Raw genomic sequence first — 21446 nt, 5'->3', positions numbered from 1 at the left:
ATATTTCAAAAGGTTCTTTCTATGAGAACATTGATACTTGTTTGCGGGGAAGGTCTTGGACATACAAGCCGTTGCATTGCCATTGCCAGAGAACTTGTCTCAGCTGGTCATGAAGTACATTTTGGTGCTTATAGCTATTCACAGGAACTGATCGAAAGAAAAGGTTACACGGTCAGTACCATTCCTTCAGAGATTACTTTAGTAGGCGAGGCTGGAAAACTCGATCTTAAAACTTCTATCTTTGAAACTGTGAAAAAAGGTAGATTTCTGGGCATTCTTGTTATCAAACGGCTTATTAGGAACGTTAGGCCCGATGTTGTAATCTCGGATGGTTATTTTACCGGAATTTTGGCTTCAATATCTATGAACGTGCCAGCTTATATCATCATGAATCAGTCCAATATGGAAGAGTTCTTCATGGACAGAGGCGTTTCCGGCAGAATTCTTGCTAAAATAGTGAAAAAATTCTACTCTGGAGTTTTCGGGATAGTTGATGGTATTATTATTCCTGATTATCCCATGCCTTATACTATATGCCGGAAAAATATCAGTTTTGATGACAAGTTAATGGAAAAGGTGTTTTATAGCGGGCCTGTTGTTGGTAAGACTTATGGGGAAGTTCTGCCTGCCCAGGTACTGCATCCTCATGTGCTTTCAACAATTGGTGGTTTTGGTTACAGAGAACCTCTTTTTTTAAAAGTTATCAAGGCTGCCGAAATGTCTCCTTGTATTCATTATACTCTGCTTGCAGGTCCCAGCGTAGACCCTGGAAAATTCACGGGTTTACCATCCAACGTAAATATACTACAGTTCATCAGTGACCAGTTCCCTTATATCAAAGGTTCTGAGGTCATTATTGCTCCCGGAGGGCATAGTACCTTAATGGAAACCCTGAGTTTTGGTATTCCTGTACTCTCTTTTCCTGACCGGGATCATACCGAACAGCAAAATAATGCTTATGTAATAGCAGAGAACGCCCTCGGTTATTCCCTTGATTATTCCACTTCTTCTGAAGACATACTGATGTATCTAAAAGAAATAATTTACAATGGAAAATTTGTGGAAAATACACGATCTATGCGCCAATTATCAGAACAGATGAATGGAGCGGCAGCTATCTGCAAATTGCTGGAGTCCAGTGTTGCATCCAGTAATCATGTTTTGGGACGGACATCTTGGATTTCGGCGCCTCTTAGAAGAACAAAGAACTGGGCACGTAAGATTCGTGCCGGTTTTTTACAAAGTGATCAGAAATATCACTGATCAGTTTTATACTTGCAAGGATAATTCAATCTAATTTGAAATACTAACCTTTAAATACGATGCTTCAAATATATTTGAAACACATGACTCAAGATTATCTCTTACATCTCTTCACTATTGGTTTGCAATCTGTCCAGGAATATCTGGCATTGCATGTACTGCTATGTCTGATCCCGGCCTTCTTCCTAGCTGGTGCGATAGCATCGCTATTCTCAAAAGAGTCGGTACTGAAATACTTTGGTGCCAGTACGCCAAAATATATTTCCTACTCCGTAGCAGCAGTATCTGGCTGCCTGCTTGCAGTATGCAGTTGTACTGTACTCCCGTTGTTCGCTGGCATCTATAAAAGGGGAGCTGGCATAGGTCCAGCCACTACTTTCCTGTTCTCTGCACCCGCTATTAACATCCTGGCTATAGTGTATACCGCAAAGATCCTGGGTTATGATATTGGGGCGGCCAGGGCAGTAGCAGCAATTCTGCTATCGGTCATTATAGGATTGATAATGGCTGCAATATATGAGAGGAACAATGGTGCACATAATGGCATCAAGACCTTTAATGCGGAAGAGCACTCACATACCATTCAGCTTTTCCTGCTGTTGCTGGCCATCCTTGTGGTTCCTGAAATAATCAGATCATGGACATATCTTGCTCTTTTAGAGGTCCCGCTCATAGCTGCTACAGTATACCTGTCTTTCAAATGGTATTCCAGAGAAGAGAGGGAAAGCTGGATGCAGGAGACCTGGTTCCTTGTGAAGATGATAGCTCCTCTGTTGCTCGTGGGCGTTTTTTTTGCAGGCATCATTGTAGAACTCCTACCTTCTGAAATTGTAGTACAATACGTGGGTGGTGGCAACTTCATGTCGTACTTCATTGCTTCTGTTGCTGCAGCACTAATGTATTTCTCAACACTTACGGAAGTTCCCATCATCAGTGCTCTGACATTGCTCGGCATGGCTAAAGGCCCTGCTCTCTCCATGCTGCTTGCAGGTCCGGCATTGAGCCTTCCAAGTATGATCGTGATCAGCAGGATAATGGGTATTCAAAAAGGTCTTTCATATATTGGACTGGTAGTTGTAATGGCAATGATCTCAGGATTCGTATTCGACTATTATGCACTTTGATGGGGAAAAGGTGGGTATATGCGACTGTTGATCATTTCGGACGTACACGGGAACAAAGAAGCTCTCGATGCAGTCATGGCGGTACCACATGACGATGTTATATGTCTAGGTGACCTTGTGGATTATGGTCCGTCTCCTGGTGAGTGCATCGATCTATTGATCGACCAAAAAATTTCTACCATCATGGGCAATCACGACAGTGCAGTGGCTTTCAGGATGGACTGTGGTTGCAGCTATCAGTATAAGCATCTTTCCCAATCAACGCGAGAATATACTTGGGCTGTTCTAAGGGATACTCAGATCGAATCCCTTAGCAATCTCCCTCTGGATTATGAAAGAATGGAAAATGGGAAAAAGCTCTATTTCGCTCATGGTAGTCCTGTATCGTTCTATGATTACATCAAACCCGATACTACCGAAGATGCAATAAAAGAACTTATAAAAGGAGTAGATGCAGAGTTTATATTTATTGGTCATTCTCATCTTCCTTTTGTCAGAAAAGTAGGTGATGTGACCTTGGTGAATCCTGGATCAGTGGGCCAGCCCAGGGATGGGGATACTCGTGCAAGCTGCGCGGTTTTTGACACAGGCACATTACAGGCTGAAATAATTCGGGTTGAATACGATATGGAGGGTGTTTTCAGGAAGATAAGGACAAACATGCCAAATGCAGACGAATTGATAGCAATACTGAAAAGAGGTTACTGAACTATTGCGTATAAATGATACGTGTATAAATAATACTTAGAAAGGTGATTGTATGAAAATAGAAATACTTGGAACAGGTTGTGCGAAATGCAAGAAAACAAAAGAGATCGTTGAGCAGGCAGTTGCAGAGCTCGGCATCAATGCAGAGGTTTTAAAGGTCGAAGACATCAATGCTGCTCTAAACTATGGTGTAATGATCACACCAGCTGTTGTAGTAGACGGTGATGTAAAGATAGCAGGGAAGGTCCCAACGGTCGAGAAAGTCAAGGAATGGCTTTCAAAGAAATAACGGGGGGATATATCATGGCTGAAAAAGTAAAAATGGCAGAAGGGGCAAAATGTGCATGTGAAGCTGCAAACATTGGTCTGTATGCATGTTCAGGTGCTTCCAATGTGGGACAGATGGCAAATCAAGTAGCTGTGGAACTTACTAAGCAAGGAAAAGGCAGGATGATGTGTACGGCAGGTATTGGGGGCAGAATACCTGGTATCATGAAGTCTACGGAAGGCGCTGATGTGATAGTTGCTATCGATGGCTGTTCTCTTAATTGTACAAAACAGTCACTGGAGCTTGCAGGATTCACAGTTGGCACTCATGTCGTATTAACAGAGCTGGGTGTGGCAAAAAATAAACATCTTGATGTTGATGCAAATGAGGTAAGTGAGATATTGGTCAAATTAGAGAAATCTTTAGGAATCTAGAAAATGTATGCTTGTACATAATATGCAGGTGAATAATATGAGGATGCTGGAAGAGTTTTTCCCGGAATTTGCAGAGAAGCTGGATGAGATCGATGAGATATACAGGGACAAGAGGACCATTGACGAGAAAACATATCAGTTCATATGCTTTGCTCTTTCCATCAAGGCCCGCTCAAAACCGTGTGTGCTGAAACATTTCAAAGGTGCCCTTGAGGCAGGTGCAACTGTGAAAGAACTAACCTATATCCTGGCTTTGACAATGCGTGAAGCTGCAGGTGCGGATGATTGCTGGGCCCACGATGTCATAGGTGAGTGGAAAGAGATCCTTAAAGGCAATGTATCCTGCTGCTGTGCAGGCGACAAGGACTAAGGTTTCAATCCTCAACCTATTCCTTTTATTTTTATTTCTGTGTCCCTTTTCACGTAAATGATCTTTTCTATAACGCTAGGACATTTAATCTTCTGTAGTTTCCAAACTATATTTGTCTGTAAATCCCTACTTTGACAGATCTTCTACAGAGCCCAGCTAAATCTTATTCTTCCTGTTCAGAATTGGACGTATTTCCGGTTTTAATCTGTAATACGTGTATCTGGAACTTCTAAAAGAATCTACAACTTCATTTTGTTTCATAACAGACAGATGATGGGAAACAAGGTTCTGCTTTTCCTTTAGCGTATGGACTAATGCATCAACACAATAATCTTGCTTTAGAAGATGATATGCGATTTTTAATCTGATGGGATTACTTAATACTTTGAAAACATTACATAGCCGATTGATCTCATTTTCATCTATGTTGGCTTCATCTTCCAAATCTTGCTCCCATTCTTCTTTAAGGTCCTTGTCAACCGGACAACATTTCATGGATTTTAAAAGAAAACTAAACCATATATAAGTATTCACATCAACATGTCTTGATATCAAACTTGTACTGTTATATTTAGAGACTGCATAAGTTTCATAGGAGAAACTGCATTCCATTTTGAAAAGGGCATCAGGTATTACCATGATCAAAATCTCTTGTGCCGCAGATTTCTCTGTTGGAGTAGATTAACCTTAATGACTAACTTACAAGTTCATAACTAATAAGTAAGTGGTCGTTGACAATAGCTGCATAACTATAAATACAAGGAATGTTTCAATTTTACTTGAAACATCAAGTGATAAAATATCAACAAATATTCACAGAACAAGGAGACTTTGATATGGTAACAGAAGCATGCATTACAAAGGAACCTAAAGGTCTCGGTTTTTTTGAAAGATACCTTACAGTGTGGGTAATTCTCTGTATCATCGCAGGTATACTGCTTGGAAGATTTGCTCCAGGTGTAGCATTGTATCTGGACAGCCTGTCCATTTATATCGGTGAAGCACCCGTGGTTTCAATACCCATAGCTATCTGCCTGTTCTTCATGATGTATCCCATCATGGTAAAGATTGATTTTGGGGAGGTGCTTAAAGCCGGGAAGAGCATCAAACCTGTGGGGCTTACTCTCTTCATCAACTGGGCAATAAAGCCTTTCACAATGTACGCCATTTCAGTATTTTTCCTGGGAACACTTTTCCTGGGTTTCATCGGTCCGGAAGCTACAGATATTGTTAAGATCCCATTTGGTGTTGACCTTTCAGTAGGTGATACTTATGGCGAAGGTACAGTAGTGCTGGTGGATGGCGTGAAAATGCTTGAGATACCCCTGTGGCGCAGCTACCTTGCCGGTTGTATTCTCCTGGGTATTGCTCCATGTACGGCAATGGTACTTGTCTGGGGTTTTCTTGCGAGAGGCAATGATGCGCATACTCTTGTGATGGTCGCTATCAACTCATTGACAATGCTTTTCCTTTACGGTCCCCTGGGAGGATTCCTTCTTGGAGTCGGCAAACTTCCGGTGCCATGGCAGGCATTGGTTCTTTCCATAGGTATATACGTAGCCCTGCCTCTTGCTGCCGGATATGTATCCAGAAAGCTCATCATCCGGGGCAAAGGCGAGGAGTGGTTCAATACAAGTTTTATCCATCTTCTTACTCCAGTGACCATCATAGCCCTGCTGATCACGCTCATCCTGTTGTTCAGTTTCAAGGGAGAGACTATTCTTGCACAGCCTCTTACTATTCTATGGATAGCTATTCCCCTGTTCATCCAGACGACATTCATCTTCATGCTGGGGTATGTGTTCTCTAAAGTTCTGCGTCTGAGCTATGAAGATGCTGCTCCTTCGGCTATGATTGGTGCATCCAATCATTTTGAGGTTGCCATCGCAACTGCAACAATCCTGTTCGGTCTATCGTCGGGTGCTGCACTCGCAACTGTAGTGGGTGTGCTTATAGAGGTGCCTGTGATGCTCATGCTGGTAAAGTTCTGCCTGAGGACAAAGGATTGGTTTGCAAGTTGATACCAACTTTTTCCAGTTTTGATTAATCGGTCGAAATACATTCTATATGGTGTTCAGATGAATAGGTTACTTATTGTAATACTCGTCCTTACTCTATTTTCAGCCGGGTGTGTTGGAAATAATGCTGAAGGAACTACGAAAGTTGTCGATGGAAATTTGCAGGAATCACCTCATATCGAGGTCATCCATTTCCATGGGAATAATCAATGTTATAGTTGCCAGGTAGTAGGGGCTTATGCTGAAGAGACGGTAAATACTTATTTCCCAGACGAGCTGGACTCTGGTAATCTGGTCTTTAGGCATGTGAACTTCGATCTCCCCGAAGATAAAGAATTAACTCAAAGATATGGAGCCGCATATTCTTCTCTCTGGATTGGTACATATACTGAAAAGGGTTTTTCTGCTGAGCAGGACACGAATGTCTGGTATAAGGTTGAAGATAGGAACTCTTACATGTCCTACTTAAGCGAGGTTATAAATGAAAAGCTGGCAGGGCTTTAAATGACCGTACTCGAATTCATGCAGTCGATGGGGTCCAGTGATATTCCACTGGTTGCTGCATTCTTCATAGGTCTGATGACTGCAATAAGTCCCTGTCCTCTTACTACAAACATCACTGCTATAGCATATATCTCCAAGAGGATTGGTCATGGCAGGCATACTCTGGCAGCTGGCTTAGTCTACACATTAGGACGAATGGTTGTATATGTGCTGGTAGCATCATCTATCCTATGGGTTGGCTTGGGCAGCCAGGATATTGCTTTATTGTTGCAGCAATATGGAGAACTTTTACTAGGTCCATTCCTTATTTTCCTGGGAATTCTTATGCTTACAGCCGATAGGTTGCCTTCTTCCAAAGGATGCAGCATGATCAGTGGCCTGGGTCAAAAATACGGAGACAAAGGTTATCTGGGTGGTTTCCTTCTTGGTTTTGTTTTTGCTCTATCTTTCTGCCCTTTCAGTGCGGTGCTGTTCTTTGGGATGATAGTCCCTCTGGCAATGGCTGCTGGGGATCCAATCATCGTACCCTCGGTATTTGCTATTGCAACAGCTTTACCGGTGCTGTTCTTCTCTGTGTTGCTGGTATACTCTGTTTCAAGGGTCGGAGAATTTGTACATAAGCTTCATCTAGTTGAGAAGAGCATGAGAAAAGTAACAGCTCTCGTCTTTATTTTAGCAGGTTTCTATTGTCTTAGGCTTTTGTTCTGATTTATAAGACTGAAGTAAAGATACGATTCCTATTTATTCTACAGGAATCCAGATAAAACACTTATCTTGAATAATATGTATAATCTGCTTACAAATAGATGTTAATTTTGTAATTTTTTAAAATGCCTGCATTCTTTGCGTCAATCAATTTCTTGAGCAAAATCTATATCTACTCGCATTTCAAATTATATTGAAATACTTTGTATCTCGTTGATTTTAAAAAAACACTAGGATGGAATCAAAATGAAGTTGGAAATACTCGGAACTGGTTGCAAGAAGTGTAAGATGACTAAGGAAATTGTAGACAAAGCAGTTGCTGAAACTGGAGTAAAGGCTGAAGTTGTGAAAGTTGAGGATTTAGAGAAAATAATGTCTTATGGTGTTATGCTCACTCCTGCATTGGTAGTTGACGGTGATGTGAAAGTTGCAGGAAAGGTACCATCTGTCGACGATGTCAAGAAGTGGATATTAAAATAGGGTTGTTTTAACTGGTATACAAATAGTTCTTAATAGCTTTCTGGAGTGTGGGGGATATATGATCACTACTTTTCGAAAACTGCTGATTGCAACAGATGGGTCTGATTATAGCCAGAATGCTATACTTCAAGGAATAGAGCTTGCAATATTAATGGATGCTAAGGTCTATGTTTTGTATGTCCTTGACAAAAAAGCATATGCACCACCTATATTGAAAACATCGATCCCTTTGGGTTCTAAATGGGATATCATGGATGAAACGTTACGCCAAGAAGGAAATGAGGCTATTCAATATGCAAAGAAGGTTGCAGAGGATAAGGGAGTAGACATTGAAACTGTAATTCTGGAAGGTGATCCGGCTCATACAATCCTTCAGTTTGCAGAACAGAACAAAGTAAATTTAGTAATAATGGGAGCTCTTGGCAAGGGTGGATTAGAAAGATTCCTACTTGGAAGTGTAGCAGATAAGGTTATAAAACATTCAAAGATCTCTGTTCTTTTGGTTACAGATAAAATCTTCAATTCATAATTTCCAAGTTGTTGAATTCCACACTTAGATGAAGACATTTTAAGAAGAAGTTGAATACAATGGTAGATGTATTTTATCCTTTACAATGGTTAGCCGATAAGCTCACATATGACACTTTTGGCATTGTTCAAGGAACAGCCCTTGCAAGTAGTGTAAATTTCATAATCTACGACATAATGAAGATTTTGATCCTCTTATGCTTCATGATATTTTTTGTAGCATATATTAGAACCTATGTTACACCAGAAAAAACAAGAAGGGTACTAGGAGGCAAAAAAGGTATTCAGTATAACCTGATAGCATCGTTGGTTGGAACTGTTACTCCTTTTTGCTCATGTTCTTCTGTTCCCTTATTCATAGGTTTTCTTGAAGCTGGTGTGCCACTGGGAGTCACATTTTCATTTCTTATCACTTCTCCTCTAGTAAATGAAGCAGCAGTTGCTGTGCTCTGGGCTACCATCGGACCCAAGGCAACACTGATGTATGTAATCTCAGGAGTAGTAATTGGTGTTATTGGAGGATATTTGATAGGTTTGTTAAAAATGGAAAAGTACGTTGCAGATTTTGTGTATAAAATCCATTCCAAACAAGTTGCTGAAACCAAAATGACCCGAAAGGAAAGACTTGATTATGCAGTAGATGAAGTAAAAGATATTGTTGGAAAGGTATGGATATATGTTATCATAGGTGTTACTTTAGGAGGCATTTTCCATGGGTATGCTCCTGAAGGAATACTTGCTAAATATGCAGGTAAAGATAACCCCTTGGCAGTTCCAATAGCCGTTCTGATAGGAGTCCCCCTCTATTCTAATGTCATGGGGATGATTCCCATTGTAGAAAGCTTGATTGGAAAAGGTCTGCCAGTTGGGACCTCGCTTGCATTTCTAATGGGTGTCACCGCTTTGTCCCTCCCGGAGATAATTATCCTGAAGAAAGTATTGAAGAAAGAATTGATTTCGGTCTTTGTGACAATTATAACAGTATCCATAATCTTTACAGGGTATCTGTTCAATTATCTCCTATAGAGAATTGTTCAATTGTGTTCTTCAAAGTACCAAATAAGGATCTAATAATGTAAATGATTCTTAAAGGTCTCCTGTTATCATCGCTTTGTGATATGCCATTGCAAGTATCTTATTCACAAAGTTGATAGCTTCTTCTTCAGAGTCTACCATCCTTATTGTGACCTGCCCATTCTGAAAAAAGTTCATTTCTATAATGCCGCTTCTTACGACCGCCATACCCAATTTCTCGGAATACTTGCCATCCAGGTACCTGGCTATCAAAGTAAGATCAGGTGCTTCGTCCAGCTGCGCAATGATCCTCAGCTTCCAGGGATCAGCTATGCAGGGCAGGATCTTTTCTGTATGTGCAACTCTCATTTCCAATCCTCTCGCAGGTAAAATTGCCATTGCAAGTGTTTCAATATCTATTGAAATTCTATTTAAGTTTAATGAACCTGAATATATGACAACAATGGAGTGACTGGGATTATAATAGATGTTGCATTTTTGTTTCTCTGTGCGCATCATAAGAAAATGACCAAAATCAGTAATAAAACATGGTAGGACCGTTTTTTCCTAACAGATTACCGGAGGGTTAACAGTCCTTTCAATTTAAAAAAATACTATTTCTTATTTTGCAGTTTTCCTGAGACTTTTCATTTTTTCGAGTTCGGCTTCCAGTCCCTGGATCTTGAGTTCGTCGATCCTGTCTTCAAGATCTGAAAGTTCCTTGTCAGCCTTCAAAACAGTTGCACGTATTTTTTCAACAACGTTCTTCTCCAGGTTAAGCCTCTGTTTTTTGGTTTCATTGACCAGGTCTTCCACCAGCATCTTACCTTCTTCTTTGCTGAGGGTACCGGTATCAACCTTTTCCTTAACGAACTCTCTTATTCTTTCTTCAGACAACGCTGCCAATCCTGCACCAATCAGTGCAGCTGCACCAAGAATCCCAACTTTTGTCATTTTATCCATATATTAAACCCCCTTTGTATATTTCATAAATTCCTAGGCGTAAAGTTTAGGTAACGTCAGAACTCCAGCATCATGAATGGTATCCATATAGGATAAATCCGTAATCCTCTAAAGTTCAAGTTTGCATTTCCACTACAAAAGCATAGGTGCAATTGTAATATAAATATAATGGGGTTAATGGGAAAAAAGTCGATCATATTTATTTTGATCCTGTCTATTACTCAATGAAGGGCAAATTCGAAAAATATAATAAATCTAATAAGCAAATAGGACTCTATCTAACCAGTTAGTCTCTTTATTAAAACTCTGTTAGAAACATTCAATTAGTATGAATTACATCACAGGGATAGCCATGCCAAATAAAAGGAAAAATTCTGTTGACCTTCCCATTGTTGCTGCTCTAGTATTGCTTACGGACTTATTCATATTAATACCGGAGCTGGCCGCAACTCCTATCCGTACGGTGCTGGGTTTGCCTATGGTCCTGTTCCTTCCGGGATATGCTCTAATAGCAGCTCTTTTTCCATCAAAAGATGATCTTGATGGTATTGAACGCCTGGCACTGGGTTTTGGTCTGAGTATTGCCGTTGTACCGCTGATAGGTCTTGGGCTTAACTACACGCCCTGGGGTATAAGGCTCATTCCAATATTAGTCTCTTTATCGGTCTTTACCCTCTTCATGTGTGCGGTTGCGGTTTACAGGAGAGCTCAGCTTCCTTCTGAGAAGGCTTTTTCGGTGTCCCCGGGTGAGGTATATGAATCCCTTAAAGCGCCTGTTAGCAGTCAACCCGAATCCCGGTTGGACCGCATTCTTACTATCATTCTTGTTATCTCGGTCTTGGCATCTGTGGTTGCACTTGCGTACGTTGTGGTAAGTCCTAAACAAGGTGAAAAATTCACAGAATTCTACATTCTTGGTATGGATGGCAAGGCGGACAATTATACTACGCATTTTACTCTGGGTGACGATGGCCAGGTGATCGTTGGTGTGGTCAATCACGAATATGAACGTGCCAAATATACAATGGATATTAGACTAAACAATGATTCGCTCTCAATTCCATCCAATGTTCAGAGTTTCAGTTTAGAACACAATGCTACCTGGGAGAGGCCTGTGGTATTTACTCCAAATTCTGTTGGTAATAACATGAAATTAGAGTTCCTGCTTTACAAGAACGATAATCTGACTGTTCCTTATAGAGATCTTCATCTATGGGTTAATGTAACGAGGGATATGAATGCAGCCTAATGAAGAAAATGTCCCGGGTAAACGGGAGCTTGAATTCTCCCGTTTGGCCACCAGGTCGTCACGTCCAGTTTTGTTTACTATCTTGCTCATAGTGTTTGCGGAGCTCCTGATGTTTTTAGGAATACGGGGAGCAGCAATCCTACTACATACGTTTGTTCTTATTGTTGTGTCTATAAGCACTGTGCGCATCAAAGATAAGTATATAGCATGGGCTCTGCAGGCTCTTATGCTTCTGCCTTTGTTAAGGCTGATCAATTTCTCCATGCCTGTATTCTCAGAAATGGTGTTATATCGATATTTCTATGTTTATATACCATTGTTTATACCCATATTCCTTATAATAAGGCATCAGAGTTTTTCTCTGATACAGCTTGGTCTGTCTTTTAAGAAGTTTGTCTTTTATTTGCCTCTTTCATTAGTGATCAGTTTGCTGATAGCAGAAGGTGAGTATTTTATTGCTCCTGTCGGTCCTCTCGTGCCAAACATGTCTTTCTATAATATGGTGGACATTGCTTTGATCATGATCTTTTGTGTGGGTTTGGTGGAGGAGCTTGTGTTCAGATCTATTCTGCAGACAAGGCTTGAAGGTGTATTTGGTTCCACAATGGGGCTTATTATTACCAGCTTGCTTTTTGGTGTTATGAGTTCCGGTCATGGCGCAGTCTATGGAATTCTCTTTGCATCCGTGGTAGGTCTGATGCTGGGTTACATGTTCAGTAAAACTCATAGTCTGCCTCTTGTTGCTCTTACTCATGGACTTGTCAATCTCTTCCTTTTTGGCCTCATACCCTTGCTGGGGCCAGGGCTTGGGATACTCTGATAAATACATATTTACTGATTTACGATGGGCTTTGCTAAGGTAAAGTTCCATCCAGTATCATTCTTTTCGAACTTGTCCCAACGACACTTCTATCTGCATTTCATACCTTTACTGATTCTATCGATATTTCAGTAAAGCTGAAAGCTAGTAGGAATTATAGGTGGATCCTAAGTAAAAATAAGTGAATAAAAATCGAAAATTCAAAAGAAATGTATGGTTCAGCCATCTACTAACAGATCATTATCAAAATAACTAAGTATTAACTCTATTTCTCAGATTATCGTAATGATCTTATAAATTACAATAGCAGCGAAAGAAATCAACAGTGGTATTATGTTCATGTCCAGTGAGCACTTGATGGTACTATTCCATCTTGTAGACGCGGATAACATAAGCTTTGCAGAGAGTAGCGTCACTAATGCTATGACTGCAAGTACTCCATATTCGGGAAGTCCCATAGCTGTGGTCATCGATGTGGTTCCATCCGTTGTAGTGACAGATGCCACTGCACTTACTAATGCTGCAGATGCTATAGATGTTAACATATTGTCCTGTCCATATTCCTTATCACTATATATATCTTTTCTACTGTTCGGTGGCATTACCAGCAATTGTTGCAATTATTCTTTTATCTACTGATCAATATCTATTAGTAGTTACTGCCTTGTCTTTTTATGAACGATTGTTTATTTATATTTAATTAATATATTAATTGATATGCCCGACATCCAGGATAAGAGCAAATCAAATCTATATGGTATCAAAGGTTTGCACAATGTTTATTCATGGCATGGCCTTGCTGTACACTTCAAGAACAGTTCCAGGGTACAAAGGTGTGAATTCTTTAGTTCATGTACATCTTCGCGTCGATCCAATTCCTGTAATTTTTCTGTTAAACGGCAGGATGCAATTTACATGCTCGAGTCAGAGTTCAATGTAACGTTGAACCTGGCCGAAAAACTTATCGATACTCTGCTTGATATGGGTAATGCACGTACTCTGCGTTGCAGTAAGAATGATAATGATCCGTTTGATGAAGGTACACGGATGGTACTATTCGACGAGGAATTGTAAGTCAGCATCACAAAATTATTATGCATCCACGTTCATCTGCATCCTATGTTCACGATCATTACAGGTGCTCAGTTTGGTGATGAAGGCAAAGGGAAGATAGTTGACCTGATATCTGATAAGTATGACCTTGTGGTCAGATTCCAGGGAGGGGATAATGCTGGTCACACGGTTAAAGTAGGTGATAGTATCTACAAACTGCACCTCATACCCTCTGGTTTTCTGCTGGATTCCAGGGTACTCATAGGTCCGGGTACGGTCCTGAATCCTCAATCTCTGGAACAGGAGCTGGAAATGCTTGCCAAGGGTGGGATCCATATTGGTCCTGATAAGCTCGGTATAGATGCCAAAACCAGCATTATCATGCCATATCACATTGAACTCGATGGTCTGAAAGAGTCCAGTCGCTCTGAAAAGATCGGAACCACTAAAAAAGGTATAGGCTTTGCATATATAGACAAGGTTGCAAGAGATGAGATACGGCTAGCTGATCTTACAGACAAGGCAAAGTTCCTTGCAAGACTCGGGGAACTGGCTTCTCAGAAGGAGAATTCAATCCGTGAGCTAGGGGGCGATCCATCCGTTGTTATGGATAGTAAATTTATAGATCTCTATGTCACACTGGGTGAAAAGTTTGCACCTTACATGACGGATGTCTCTCTGGAGATCAACAAGGCATTAGAAGAGGGGAAGAATGTGCTGGCTGAAGGTGCACAGGGGACACATCTTGATGTGATCCATGGGACTCAGAAGTTTGTCACTTCCTCCTGTACTATTGCTGGTTCTGCATGTGCCAATCTGGGAGTAGGGCCTACTAAAGTGGAAAATGTGCTGGGAATAGTCAAGGCATACATCACTCGTGTAGGTGAAGGTCCTCTGCCAACCGAACTAAAAGACAATGTGGGTAAACAGCTCCAGCAGGTTGGGAGAGAGTTCGGTACAACTACTGGCCGGGCAAGGCGTTGCGGATGGTTCGACCTGCCGTTGGTAAAGAAAGCTGTTTTCCTCAATGGTTACACGGAACTTGCTCTTACAAAGCTTGATGTGCTTTCTGGCATTGATCCATTAAGGGTATGTACAGGCTATGAATTACGAGGTAAGTTCATGGAGTATCCTCCTGAGCTCACTGCTGACCTTGCACAGTGTGTTCCTGTTTATGAGGAGTTGGCGGGATGGTCAGGCGATCTTACTCATGTACGCCGGTTCTCTGATCTTCCTGATGCTGCCCGCAGGTATGTTCTATATCTTGAGGATAAAATTGGGGTACCCACTGAATATATTTCAGTGGGTCCTGGAAGGGAACAGACTTTCAAAAAATAACTCCTTTCTTTCTTTTCTGCCGAAAAGCGTATATACTAACTGAGAGTTTAAAACCAATACTTTACCGTATCTAAGTTTCAAGATGCTGAGTCCAATTATCTGAAAATTTGTTATCTAATCCAGGGAGAATAGAATGACTACGTTATATGATGTTCCTGCAAGTGACCTGATCTCTAAGGTAGCAGAGAAGTTGAAGGAGAATGAGCATGTAAAACCTCCGGAATGGGCGGCCTATGTTAAGACCGGTGCCCACAAGGAACTTGCTCCTAAGAATAGTGACTGGTGGTACATTCGCTGTGCCGCTGTGTTAAGAACTATTTATACTGATGGTCCCATTGGTGTAGAGAGGCTGCGATCTGTCTACGGAGGTAAAAAAGATATGGGTTCCCAACCTCACAGAAAGGCTAAAGGAAGCGGCTCCATTGCCAGAGAGGCTGCACAACAGCTCGAAGCAGCAGGTTTCGTTCGCTCACTGAAGAGTGGTCGTATTGTTTCTCCTGCTGGTCAATCCATGCTGGACAATACCGCATATGAGGTCAAGCAGGCACTCTTAGAGAAGATCCCAGGGCTTGCCAAATACTGATTGGCACTCAATGCCCGATAAACTTCCAATATTCATGTAAGTCGATAGTATATTCACAGGTGATTGCATGGCAGGTGAACTTGAGGATATCCGCAGAAAAAGGCTTGAACAATTACAGCGCCAACAGGCCGGGCAAATGCATCCAGATATTCAGGCTGCTTATCAGCAGGAACAGATGCAGGCCGAATTTGAAGCCAAGAAACAATCCATTCTTCGGCAGATCCTTACTCCCGAAGCAAGGGAGCGGATGACCACATTGAAAATGTCCAGGCCCGAACTGGTAGAACAGCTGGAATCCCAGCTTATAATGCTTGCACAGAACGGGCGCCTGCAGTCGCAAATTACTGATGAGAAATTAAAGGCGTTGTTGGCCCAAATGCAGCCCAAGAAGCGCAAGACCAGTATAACAAGGGTATAACTACAGGTTATGAAGGCATCCGTTCTTTTCAGCGGTGGAAAGGACAGTTCTCTGTCGGCTATACTGCTTGAGCCATTCTTTGAGATAGAATTGGTGACATGTACCTTTGGTTTGCTCCCAGTGGGTGAAGTTGCCAGAAAAGCAGCTGAACGGCTTGGTTTTGCTCACCGGGCTCTTGAACTTGACAGGCAGGTGCTGGAAGAAGCCAATGATCTTCTTATAAGGGATGGTTTTCCCAGAAGCGCCATTAATCATATACATCACGCGGCTGTGGAAAGACTTGCCTGTGAGAAGGATGTTTCAGTAGTTGTTGATGGGGTGCGCCGGGATGACCGCGTTCCTGTATTGACCATTGGCCAGTCCCGCAGTATAGAGGACAGGTTAGGTATAAAGTATATATGTCCGCTAAAGGGATACGGCAGATCTGCTGTTGATCTTCTGGTAAGCAAATATTTGATAATAGATGAAGGCCAAAGTTCAGAGGTCATAAAGGCAGATTATGAAACAGAATTGCGTGAGATCATACGTCAAAGACATGGTGAATATATGATAGGGAAGCTTTTTCCCTCTCATGTACAGTCTTATGTCATTGGCCGTAAGAAATAATATACTATCTTAAATTGCCAATAGATATCTTATACTGGATATCACTAAACAGCAATATACAAAATAAAGCCAAACCTTGATATACATCTTATTCGATTTATGATTCCATAGATAGGTGAGACAAGTGAGCCAGAATACTAAAGGACAAAAAATTAGGCTTGCAAAAGCACACAGGCAGAATCACAGGGTTCCAACTTGGGTGATAATCAAGACCGCTAGAAAGGTTGTAGGTCACCCCAAGAGAAGAAGCTGGAGAAGAAGCGATCTGGATGCTAAGTAAGTAGGTGATGATGATGGCAGAAGATGCAGTTAAAGAGCAGATCTATACGATCCCCCTGCGTTCAATAAAAGAACTTCCCAGGTACAGAAGGGCGGATAAGGCTATGACGCTCATAAGGAATTACCTTACAAAACACATGAAGGTAGAATCCAAGCAGGTAAAGTTGCACACGACCATTAACGAGAAGGTATGGGAAAGAGGTATGCAGAAGCCTCCATCCTTCATAAGGGTACGTGCTGCAAAGTTCGAGGATGGAGTAGTAGAGGCAGAGCTTGCCTGAGACTACTGCCTTATCTTATTTTATAAAGCGAAGTACGTTGAAATGATAATCCCTACTCTGGATATAATGGATACCCCTATTATAGGGGTTTTCGCTACTTGTACGGAAGACTTTGCTCTGGTGCCATGTGGCACAAGAGCAAGTGCCAAGGACTTTATAGCTGACAATTTGCATGTCCGGGTATTAGAGGTCATAATGAGTCAGAGCAGTGTGATCGGTTCTATGATCAGGGGCAATTCCAGTGGATTTATTGTTCCCAGAGGCTCTCAAATCGAAGGATTGAAGGGTATTGATCTTCCGGTTTCCAGCCTTCCTGATAAGTTGAACGCAGTTGGGAATATTGTCCTTGCTAACGATTCGGCTGCCCTGGTCCATCCGGAATTGTCTGACCACTCTATTGATATCATTGCACGAACCTTAAAAGTGGATGTGCATAGGGGTACTATCGCAGGTCTGAAAACAGTAGGCATGGCCGGGACAGTAACTAACAAGGGATTGCTCGTTAATCCCAAGGCCACTGCACAGGAGCTGGCATTCCTTGAAGAGATATTTGAACTGCCCGTGGATGTAGGTACCACTAATTTTGGTACTCCGATGGTAGGCTCAGGCCTGCTGGCAAATTCCAAAGGTTATGTGGCAGGCTCAAAGACTACCGGCTATGAGCTAGGTAGGATCGAGGGTGCTCTGGGCTTTATTACAAAAGAGTAAGAATATTTCAATTTTATATATGGGTGATTGATATGAAGGACTTTGTTGTTAAAGGAAAGTTCAAAGCCGGATGTGAATGGGAAAAATTCACCAAGCAAGTTGCTAGCCAGAATGAAAAGAATGCAGAGGATAAGGTATACTCTCTCTTTGGCAGCAAGCATGGTATAAAAAGGATGTTCGTAAAGATCGAAAGTATTGCTGAGGCATGATCCATGGCAGAGATGAATGACACGGATCCACGTAACCTATTGATGCAGCACCGTGAGTATCAGCGCAGAGCAGAAGCTTTGCAACAGCAGATAAGCATGGTAAGTCTGTCAGCACAGGACTGCCAGCGGGCCATTACTACCATTGAGGAACTGGAAAAAGAAAAGGCAGATGCTCAGACCATGGTCCCCATAGGGTCCGGTTCATTCGTCTATGCTAAGCTTGAGATGATCGATAAAGTAGTAGTCAATGTGGGTGCCGGTATCAGTATCGAGAAATCCGTTGCTGAATCAAAGGAAATTCTTCAGAGACGTAAGGATGAGCTCGACAAGATACTGGAGAAAATGAATACTGCCTTAGCACAGCTGGCCCATGGTATGCAGGCCATAGAAGCTCAGGTTACAGCACTGCAGCAGGGTGCACAGTCAAGCACCCAGTGATCTTTTTTTGCATTTCCGCAGAGTTGGTCGTGTGTTCAATAAACTGAAAGAAAAGCTCAGCGGCTTTACAAAAAGCCTCGGCAAGCAGATAGATGAAAAGGCTATTCCTGTGGAGGCTACACAGAAACAAATAGCTGAAGTTCCAGTTATATCCCCTTCTGAGGCAGAGCAGCAGCCCTTAATTGACACTGCGGTCGAAACTAAAAACGATAAGATCGAACCTCAGAAGGCTACCGGCTCTGACCTTAACTCTGATATTCAAGCTCCCAAGCTTTCGGAACAGAAAAAGTTCGGTCTTGTAAGCAAGGCTAAAGCTCTGGTTTTTGAGCGCGAGTTCATTCTTGATGAAAACGATCTCGAGGACCCCCTTTGGGAATTGCAGATGGCTTTGCTTGAGAGTGATATTGCTCTTACTGTTGCGGAAGCTATTACAGAAGCTGTGAAATCGGAGCTTGTAGGTTCCCGCAGGAAGATTGGCAAGGATACCACTGATATTGTTGAGCAGGCTTTGCGTAATGCTTTGTATGATGTGATGAGTGCCAATGTTTTTGACCTTGATGACTATGTTAAGAATTCCAGGAAGCCCGTGCACATAGTTTTTGTGGGTATCAACGGTACCGGAAAGACCACCAGTATCGCTAAAACTGCAAAACGTTTCAAGGACATGGGCTACTCCGTAGTTCTTGCGGCAGGCGACACTTTCAGGGCAGGTGCGATCGATCAGTTGCAGATACACGGTGACAGGGTCGGTGTAAAAGTGATCCGGCATCAGGAAGGCGGCGACCCCGCAGCAGTTGTCTATGATGCTATACAATATGCTAAAGCCCACAAAGCCGATATAGTGCTTTCAGACACGGCAGGCCGCATGCACACCAACCTCAATCTCATGGAACAGCTCAAGAAGGTCTGCAGGGTAAGCTCCCCCGATCTTATTATTTTCGTGGATGAGGCAGTAGCCGGCAACGATGCTGTGGAGAGGGCAGCCCAGTTCAATGAAGCAGTACCCATAAGCGGTTCCATCTTAACCAAAACAGATGCAGATGCCAAAGGCGGCGCTGCGATATCCATTGCTTATATTACAGGCAAACCAATCCTTTTCCTGGGCATGGGGCAGGGTTATGATGACCTGAAGAAATTCGATCCCAAGTGGTTCGTGGATCAGATTTTTGAGTGATCAATTATAAATAATATGTGCAGTAGCCTATTGGCCACTGCACTCAGCCTTCAGTTCCCGTGCTAATTTCTCTAATCTTTCCTTCACGTTTTCCTGGGAAGCAATGATGTTCACGAAGGCCGATCCCACTATTACGGCATCGGCACCGGCTGCTATAACTTCTGCTGCCTGCTTTCCGTTGGAAATGCCAAATCCCACTGCTCTGGGAAGCGTTGTGTTAACTTTCCCCAGGATATCTCTTGTGGACTTTGCCACATCAGCGCGGGCTCCTGTGACTCCCAGGCGGGACACTATATATATAAATCCAGAATCCTTGCTGAATATCTTTTGCATCCTGTCCTTGTCGGTTATGGGGGTTACCATGAATATTATGTCAACACCATGTATTTTAGATGCTTTCAGAATGTCATCGGCTTCCTCTATGGGCAGGTCAGGCACTATTATACCTGTGATACCTGATGCAGCGCAATCCTTCACGAACTTTTCCACACCTCTTCTGAAGATAAGGTTATAGTATGTCATACATACCAGTGGCACCTGCTCTTTAATAGATGCAGCAAGTTCGAAATAGATGTCCGGGTTCATACCGGCTTCCAGGGCCCTGTCAGATGCAGCCTGGATAGTAGGTCCGTCTGCCACCGGGTCCGAGAACGGCAGGCCAAGTTCCACTATATCGGCTCCGCCCTTTACAAGTGCATGCACATATTCTTTGGTAGCATCTTCACCGGGGTCTCCTGCACATACATAGGCAATGAGAGCTTTTTCTTTCTTTGCTTTCAGTTCCTGGAACTTTTCTGCTATTCTCATAATTTTCCCTCGCAAGCACCTGCTTGTAACTTCAATACCGTCTCAAGGTCTTTGTCTCCTCTTCCGGAAAGGCTCACTACTACCAGGTCGCCAAGTTCGCCTGTATCCGCCATTTTCTTTATGTATGCCAGTGCATGCGATGACTCCAGTGCCGGGATTATACCTTCCAGTCTGCACAATTCGTGGAATGCATCCAGAGCTTCCTGGTCGTTCACACTGCCAGGTTGGATCCTGCCTGTCTCTGCCAGGTATGCAAGTTCAGGTCCGACACCTGAGTAATCCAGGCCAGCAGACACAGAAGTGGATTCCAGGATCTGTCCGTACTTGTCCTGAAGGATAAGTGTTCTGGCACCCTGCAATATCCCCTCCTCACCTGCGCCCAGAGAAGCAGAATGCATTGCAGTCTTTCCCTGCACCTGTATACCGCACCCTCCGGCCTCCACTGGTAAAAGTTTCACATCAGTATCTTCCACAAAGGGATGGAATATGCCCATAGCATTGCTTCCACCACCTGCACAGGCAACGATGGAGTCAGGAAGCCTCCCCTCCTTTTCCATGATCTGCTGTTTGACCTCTGTACCTATCACGCTCTGGAAATCCCTTACGATCATGGGATACGGGTGTGGTCCCACTACTGAACCTATAAGATAGTGTGTGTTTTCCACATTTGTCACCCAGTCCCTAAGAGCCTCGTTTATGGCATCCTTCAAAGTCATAGAACCGGATATTACTGGATGCACCTTTGTACCCATAAGTTCCATGCGGTACACATTCATTTTCTGCCTTTCCACATCCTTGGCGCCCATGTACACAGCAGTCTCAAATCCAAGATTAGCTCCGGCCATGGCAGTTGCAGTACCATGCTGTCCGGCTCCTGTCTCAGCGATTAGTCTTTTCTTGCCCATGTACTTTGCAAGCAGTGCCTGTCCTATAGTGTTGTTCAGTTTATGGGCTCCGCCATGTACCAGATCTTCACGTTTGAGATATATCTTCGTACCATATTTCTTGCTAAGATTCCTCGCATGGTACAGAGGTGTACTACGCCCGGCGAACTCGGTAAGATAATAGTTTAGCTCCCTTAGAAATTCGGGATCTTCCTTGTAT

Annotated in this window: 31 protein-coding genes; 25 read left to right on the top strand and 6 right to left on the bottom strand. The window is 42.6% G+C overall.

The genetic code is table 11. From position 1 onward, the window contains the following. The first annotated feature begins 21 nt into the window (after nucleotides 1-21). The 6 genes from ACCM36_RS05630 to ACCM36_RS05605 all read left to right on the top strand — a co-directional run bounded on the left by ACCM36_RS05630 (nucleotide 22) and on the right by ACCM36_RS05605 (nucleotide 4167). The gene (locus ACCM36_RS05630) at nucleotides 22-1263 is read left to right on the top strand and encodes a UDP-N-acetylglucosamine--N-acetylmuramyl-(pentapeptide) pyrophosphoryl-undecaprenol N-acetylglucosamine transferase (protein ID WP_370572774.1); all 1242 of its coding nucleotides are present in this window, start codon (nucleotides 22-24) and stop codon (nucleotides 1261-1263) included. 83 nt (nucleotides 1264-1346) lie between these two features. Beyond that, nucleotides 1347-2387: a permease gene (locus ACCM36_RS05625; protein WP_370572773.1), complete on the top strand. Its 1041-nt coding sequence runs from the start codon at nucleotides 1347-1349 to the stop codon at nucleotides 2385-2387. Between the two features lie 18 nt (nucleotides 2388-2405). Next, nucleotides 2406-3095 (top strand): metallophosphoesterase, encoded by a 690-nt coding sequence (locus tag ACCM36_RS05620; RefSeq protein WP_370572772.1) that lies wholly within the window; start codon nucleotides 2406-2408, stop codon nucleotides 3093-3095. A gap of 52 nt (nucleotides 3096-3147) precedes the next feature. Next, nucleotides 3148-3384: a thioredoxin family protein gene (locus tag ACCM36_RS05615; protein WP_370572771.1), complete on the top strand. Its 237-nt coding sequence runs from the start codon at nucleotides 3148-3150 to the stop codon at nucleotides 3382-3384. Between the two features lie 14 nt (nucleotides 3385-3398). Next, the gene (locus tag ACCM36_RS05610; RefSeq protein WP_370572770.1) at nucleotides 3399-3797 is read left to right on the top strand and encodes a putative zinc-binding protein; all 399 of its coding nucleotides are present in this window, start codon (nucleotides 3399-3401) and stop codon (nucleotides 3795-3797) included. 37 nt (nucleotides 3798-3834) lie between these two features. Next, the gene (locus ACCM36_RS05605; protein ID WP_370572769.1) at nucleotides 3835-4167 is read left to right on the top strand and encodes a carboxymuconolactone decarboxylase family protein; all 333 of its coding nucleotides are present in this window, start codon (nucleotides 3835-3837) and stop codon (nucleotides 4165-4167) included. A gap of 156 nt (nucleotides 4168-4323) precedes the next feature. Here ACCM36_RS05605 and ACCM36_RS05600 read toward each other — a convergent pair whose 3' ends face one another. After that, entirely contained in the window at nucleotides 4324-4806 is a 483-nt protein-coding gene (locus tag ACCM36_RS05600; protein ID WP_370572768.1) for an ArsR/SmtB family transcription factor, read from the bottom strand. Nucleotides 4807-5003: 197 nt separating this feature from the next. Here ACCM36_RS05600 and arsB point away from each other — a divergent pair, with 197 nt between their 5' ends. The 6 genes from arsB (at nucleotide 5004) to ACCM36_RS05570 (ending at nucleotide 9428) form a co-directional block, all read left to right on the top strand. Continuing rightward, nucleotides 5004-6188: an ACR3 family arsenite efflux transporter gene (arsB, locus tag ACCM36_RS05595; RefSeq protein WP_370572767.1), complete on the top strand. Its 1185-nt coding sequence runs from the start codon at nucleotides 5004-5006 to the stop codon at nucleotides 6186-6188. 57 nt (nucleotides 6189-6245) lie between these two features. Continuing rightward, complete coding sequence (locus ACCM36_RS05590; protein WP_370572766.1) at nucleotides 6246-6689, top strand: nitrophenyl compound nitroreductase subunit ArsF family protein; 444 nt, start codon at nucleotides 6246-6248, stop codon at nucleotides 6687-6689. Continuing rightward, on the top strand, nucleotides 6690-7397 hold the full coding sequence (locus ACCM36_RS05585) for an aromatic aminobenezylarsenical efflux permease ArsG family transporter (protein ID WP_370572765.1): 708 nt from the start codon (nucleotides 6690-6692) through the stop codon (nucleotides 7395-7397). A 243-nt stretch (nucleotides 7398-7640) separates the two neighbouring features. Next, nucleotides 7641-7874 (top strand): thioredoxin family protein, encoded by a 234-nt coding sequence (locus ACCM36_RS05580; protein WP_370572764.1) that lies wholly within the window; start codon nucleotides 7641-7643, stop codon nucleotides 7872-7874. 58 nt (nucleotides 7875-7932) lie between these two features. After that, the gene (locus ACCM36_RS05575; RefSeq protein WP_370572763.1) at nucleotides 7933-8403 is read left to right on the top strand and encodes a universal stress protein; all 471 of its coding nucleotides are present in this window, start codon (nucleotides 7933-7935) and stop codon (nucleotides 8401-8403) included. A 59-nt stretch (nucleotides 8404-8462) separates the two neighbouring features. Beyond that, the gene (locus tag ACCM36_RS05570; RefSeq protein WP_370572762.1) at nucleotides 8463-9428 is read left to right on the top strand and encodes a permease; all 966 of its coding nucleotides are present in this window, start codon (nucleotides 8463-8465) and stop codon (nucleotides 9426-9428) included. A gap of 60 nt (nucleotides 9429-9488) precedes the next feature. Here the strand turns inward: ACCM36_RS05570 and ACCM36_RS05565 are convergent, their stop codons facing one another. Continuing rightward, a complete protein-coding gene (locus ACCM36_RS05565) occupies nucleotides 9489-9785 on the bottom strand; it encodes a hypothetical protein (protein ID WP_370572761.1) in 297 nt (98 codons plus the stop codon). A 252-nt stretch (nucleotides 9786-10037) separates the two neighbouring features. Next, nucleotides 10038-10379: a hypothetical protein gene (locus ACCM36_RS05560; RefSeq protein ID WP_370572759.1), complete on the bottom strand. Its 342-nt coding sequence runs from the start codon at nucleotides 10377-10379 to the stop codon at nucleotides 10038-10040. Nucleotides 10380-10707: 328 nt separating this feature from the next. On the opposite strand from ACCM36_RS05560, the gene ACCM36_RS05555 reads away from it, so the two are divergent. After that, nucleotides 10708-11628, top strand: coding sequence for a DUF1616 domain-containing protein (locus ACCM36_RS05555; protein ID WP_370572758.1), 921 nt, complete (start codon nucleotides 10708-10710; stop codon nucleotides 11626-11628). Then, the gene (locus ACCM36_RS05550) at nucleotides 11618-12448 is read left to right on the top strand and encodes a lysostaphin resistance A-like protein (RefSeq protein ID WP_370572757.1); all 831 of its coding nucleotides are present in this window, start codon (nucleotides 11618-11620) and stop codon (nucleotides 12446-12448) included. The genes ACCM36_RS05555 and ACCM36_RS05550 overlap by 11 nt, the downstream gene beginning before the upstream one ends. Before the next feature lie 272 nt (nucleotides 12449-12720). On the opposite strand, the gene ACCM36_RS05545 is transcribed toward ACCM36_RS05550, so the two are convergent. Beyond that, nucleotides 12721-12993 (bottom strand): hypothetical protein, encoded by a 273-nt coding sequence (locus ACCM36_RS05545; protein WP_370572756.1) that lies wholly within the window; start codon nucleotides 12991-12993, stop codon nucleotides 12721-12723. Nucleotides 12994-13165: 172 nt separating this feature from the next. Here ACCM36_RS05545 and ACCM36_RS05540 point away from each other — a divergent pair, with 172 nt between their 5' ends. From ACCM36_RS05540 to ftsY, 11 genes are all read left to right on the top strand, one after another. Beyond that, nucleotides 13166-13522 (top strand): hypothetical protein, encoded by a 357-nt coding sequence (locus tag ACCM36_RS05540; protein ID WP_370572755.1) that lies wholly within the window; start codon nucleotides 13166-13168, stop codon nucleotides 13520-13522. A 45-nt stretch (nucleotides 13523-13567) separates the two neighbouring features. Further along, nucleotides 13568-14839: an adenylosuccinate synthase gene (locus tag ACCM36_RS05535; protein WP_370572754.1), complete on the top strand. Its 1272-nt coding sequence runs from the start codon at nucleotides 13568-13570 to the stop codon at nucleotides 14837-14839. 133 nt (nucleotides 14840-14972) lie between these two features. Further along, on the top strand, nucleotides 14973-15422 hold the full coding sequence (locus ACCM36_RS05530; RefSeq protein WP_370572753.1) for a 30S ribosomal protein S19e: 450 nt from the start codon (nucleotides 14973-14975) through the stop codon (nucleotides 15420-15422). A 67-nt stretch (nucleotides 15423-15489) separates the two neighbouring features. Continuing rightward, on the top strand, nucleotides 15490-15840 hold the full coding sequence (locus ACCM36_RS05525) for a DNA-binding protein (protein WP_370572752.1): 351 nt from the start codon (nucleotides 15490-15492) through the stop codon (nucleotides 15838-15840). A 9-nt stretch (nucleotides 15841-15849) separates the two neighbouring features. Further along, entirely contained in the window at nucleotides 15850-16446 is a 597-nt protein-coding gene (locus ACCM36_RS05520) for an alpha hydrolase (RefSeq protein WP_370572751.1), read from the top strand. A 124-nt stretch (nucleotides 16447-16570) separates the two neighbouring features. Further along, nucleotides 16571-16726: a 50S ribosomal protein L39e gene (locus ACCM36_RS05515; protein WP_321420896.1), complete on the top strand. Its 156-nt coding sequence runs from the start codon at nucleotides 16571-16573 to the stop codon at nucleotides 16724-16726. A 13-nt stretch (nucleotides 16727-16739) separates the two neighbouring features. After that, nucleotides 16740-17006, top strand: coding sequence for a 50S ribosomal protein L31e (locus ACCM36_RS05510; RefSeq protein WP_015324267.1), 267 nt, complete (start codon nucleotides 16740-16742; stop codon nucleotides 17004-17006). A gap of 45 nt (nucleotides 17007-17051) precedes the next feature. Continuing rightward, nucleotides 17052-17714 (top strand): translation initiation factor IF-6, encoded by a 663-nt coding sequence (locus ACCM36_RS05505; RefSeq protein ID WP_370572808.1) that lies wholly within the window; start codon nucleotides 17052-17054, stop codon nucleotides 17712-17714. A 32-nt stretch (nucleotides 17715-17746) separates the two neighbouring features. Beyond that, the gene (gene rpl18a / locus ACCM36_RS05500; RefSeq protein WP_370572749.1) at nucleotides 17747-17923 is read left to right on the top strand and encodes a 50S ribosomal protein L18Ae; all 177 of its coding nucleotides are present in this window, start codon (nucleotides 17747-17749) and stop codon (nucleotides 17921-17923) included. Between the two features lie 3 nt (nucleotides 17924-17926). Further along, nucleotides 17927-18361 (top strand): prefoldin subunit alpha, encoded by a 435-nt coding sequence (gene pfdA, locus ACCM36_RS05495; protein WP_370572748.1) that lies wholly within the window; start codon nucleotides 17927-17929, stop codon nucleotides 18359-18361. A 31-nt stretch (nucleotides 18362-18392) separates the two neighbouring features. Further along, entirely contained in the window at nucleotides 18393-19535 is a 1143-nt protein-coding gene (ftsY, locus tag ACCM36_RS05490) for a signal recognition particle-docking protein FtsY (RefSeq protein WP_370572747.1), read from the top strand. Between the two features lie 27 nt (nucleotides 19536-19562). Here the strand turns inward: ftsY and trpA are convergent, their stop codons facing one another. Then, the gene (gene trpA / locus ACCM36_RS05485) at nucleotides 19563-20342 is read right to left on the bottom strand and encodes a tryptophan synthase subunit alpha (protein ID WP_370572746.1); all 780 of its coding nucleotides are present in this window, start codon (nucleotides 20340-20342) and stop codon (nucleotides 19563-19565) included. Next, a partial coding sequence (gene trpB, locus ACCM36_RS05480) for a tryptophan synthase subunit beta (protein WP_370572745.1) occupies nucleotides 20339-21446 on the bottom strand: 1108 nt, incomplete at its 5' end. The genes trpA and trpB, both read right to left, overlap by 4 nt.

It is taken from the genome of Methanomethylovorans sp., assembly GCF_041305605.1.
GTDB lineage: Archaea > Halobacteriota > Methanosarcinia > Methanosarcinales > Methanosarcinaceae > Methanomethylovorans.
The sequence above is the reverse complement of the archived record's forward strand: the minus strand, read 5'-3'. Positions and strand labels throughout refer to the sequence as shown.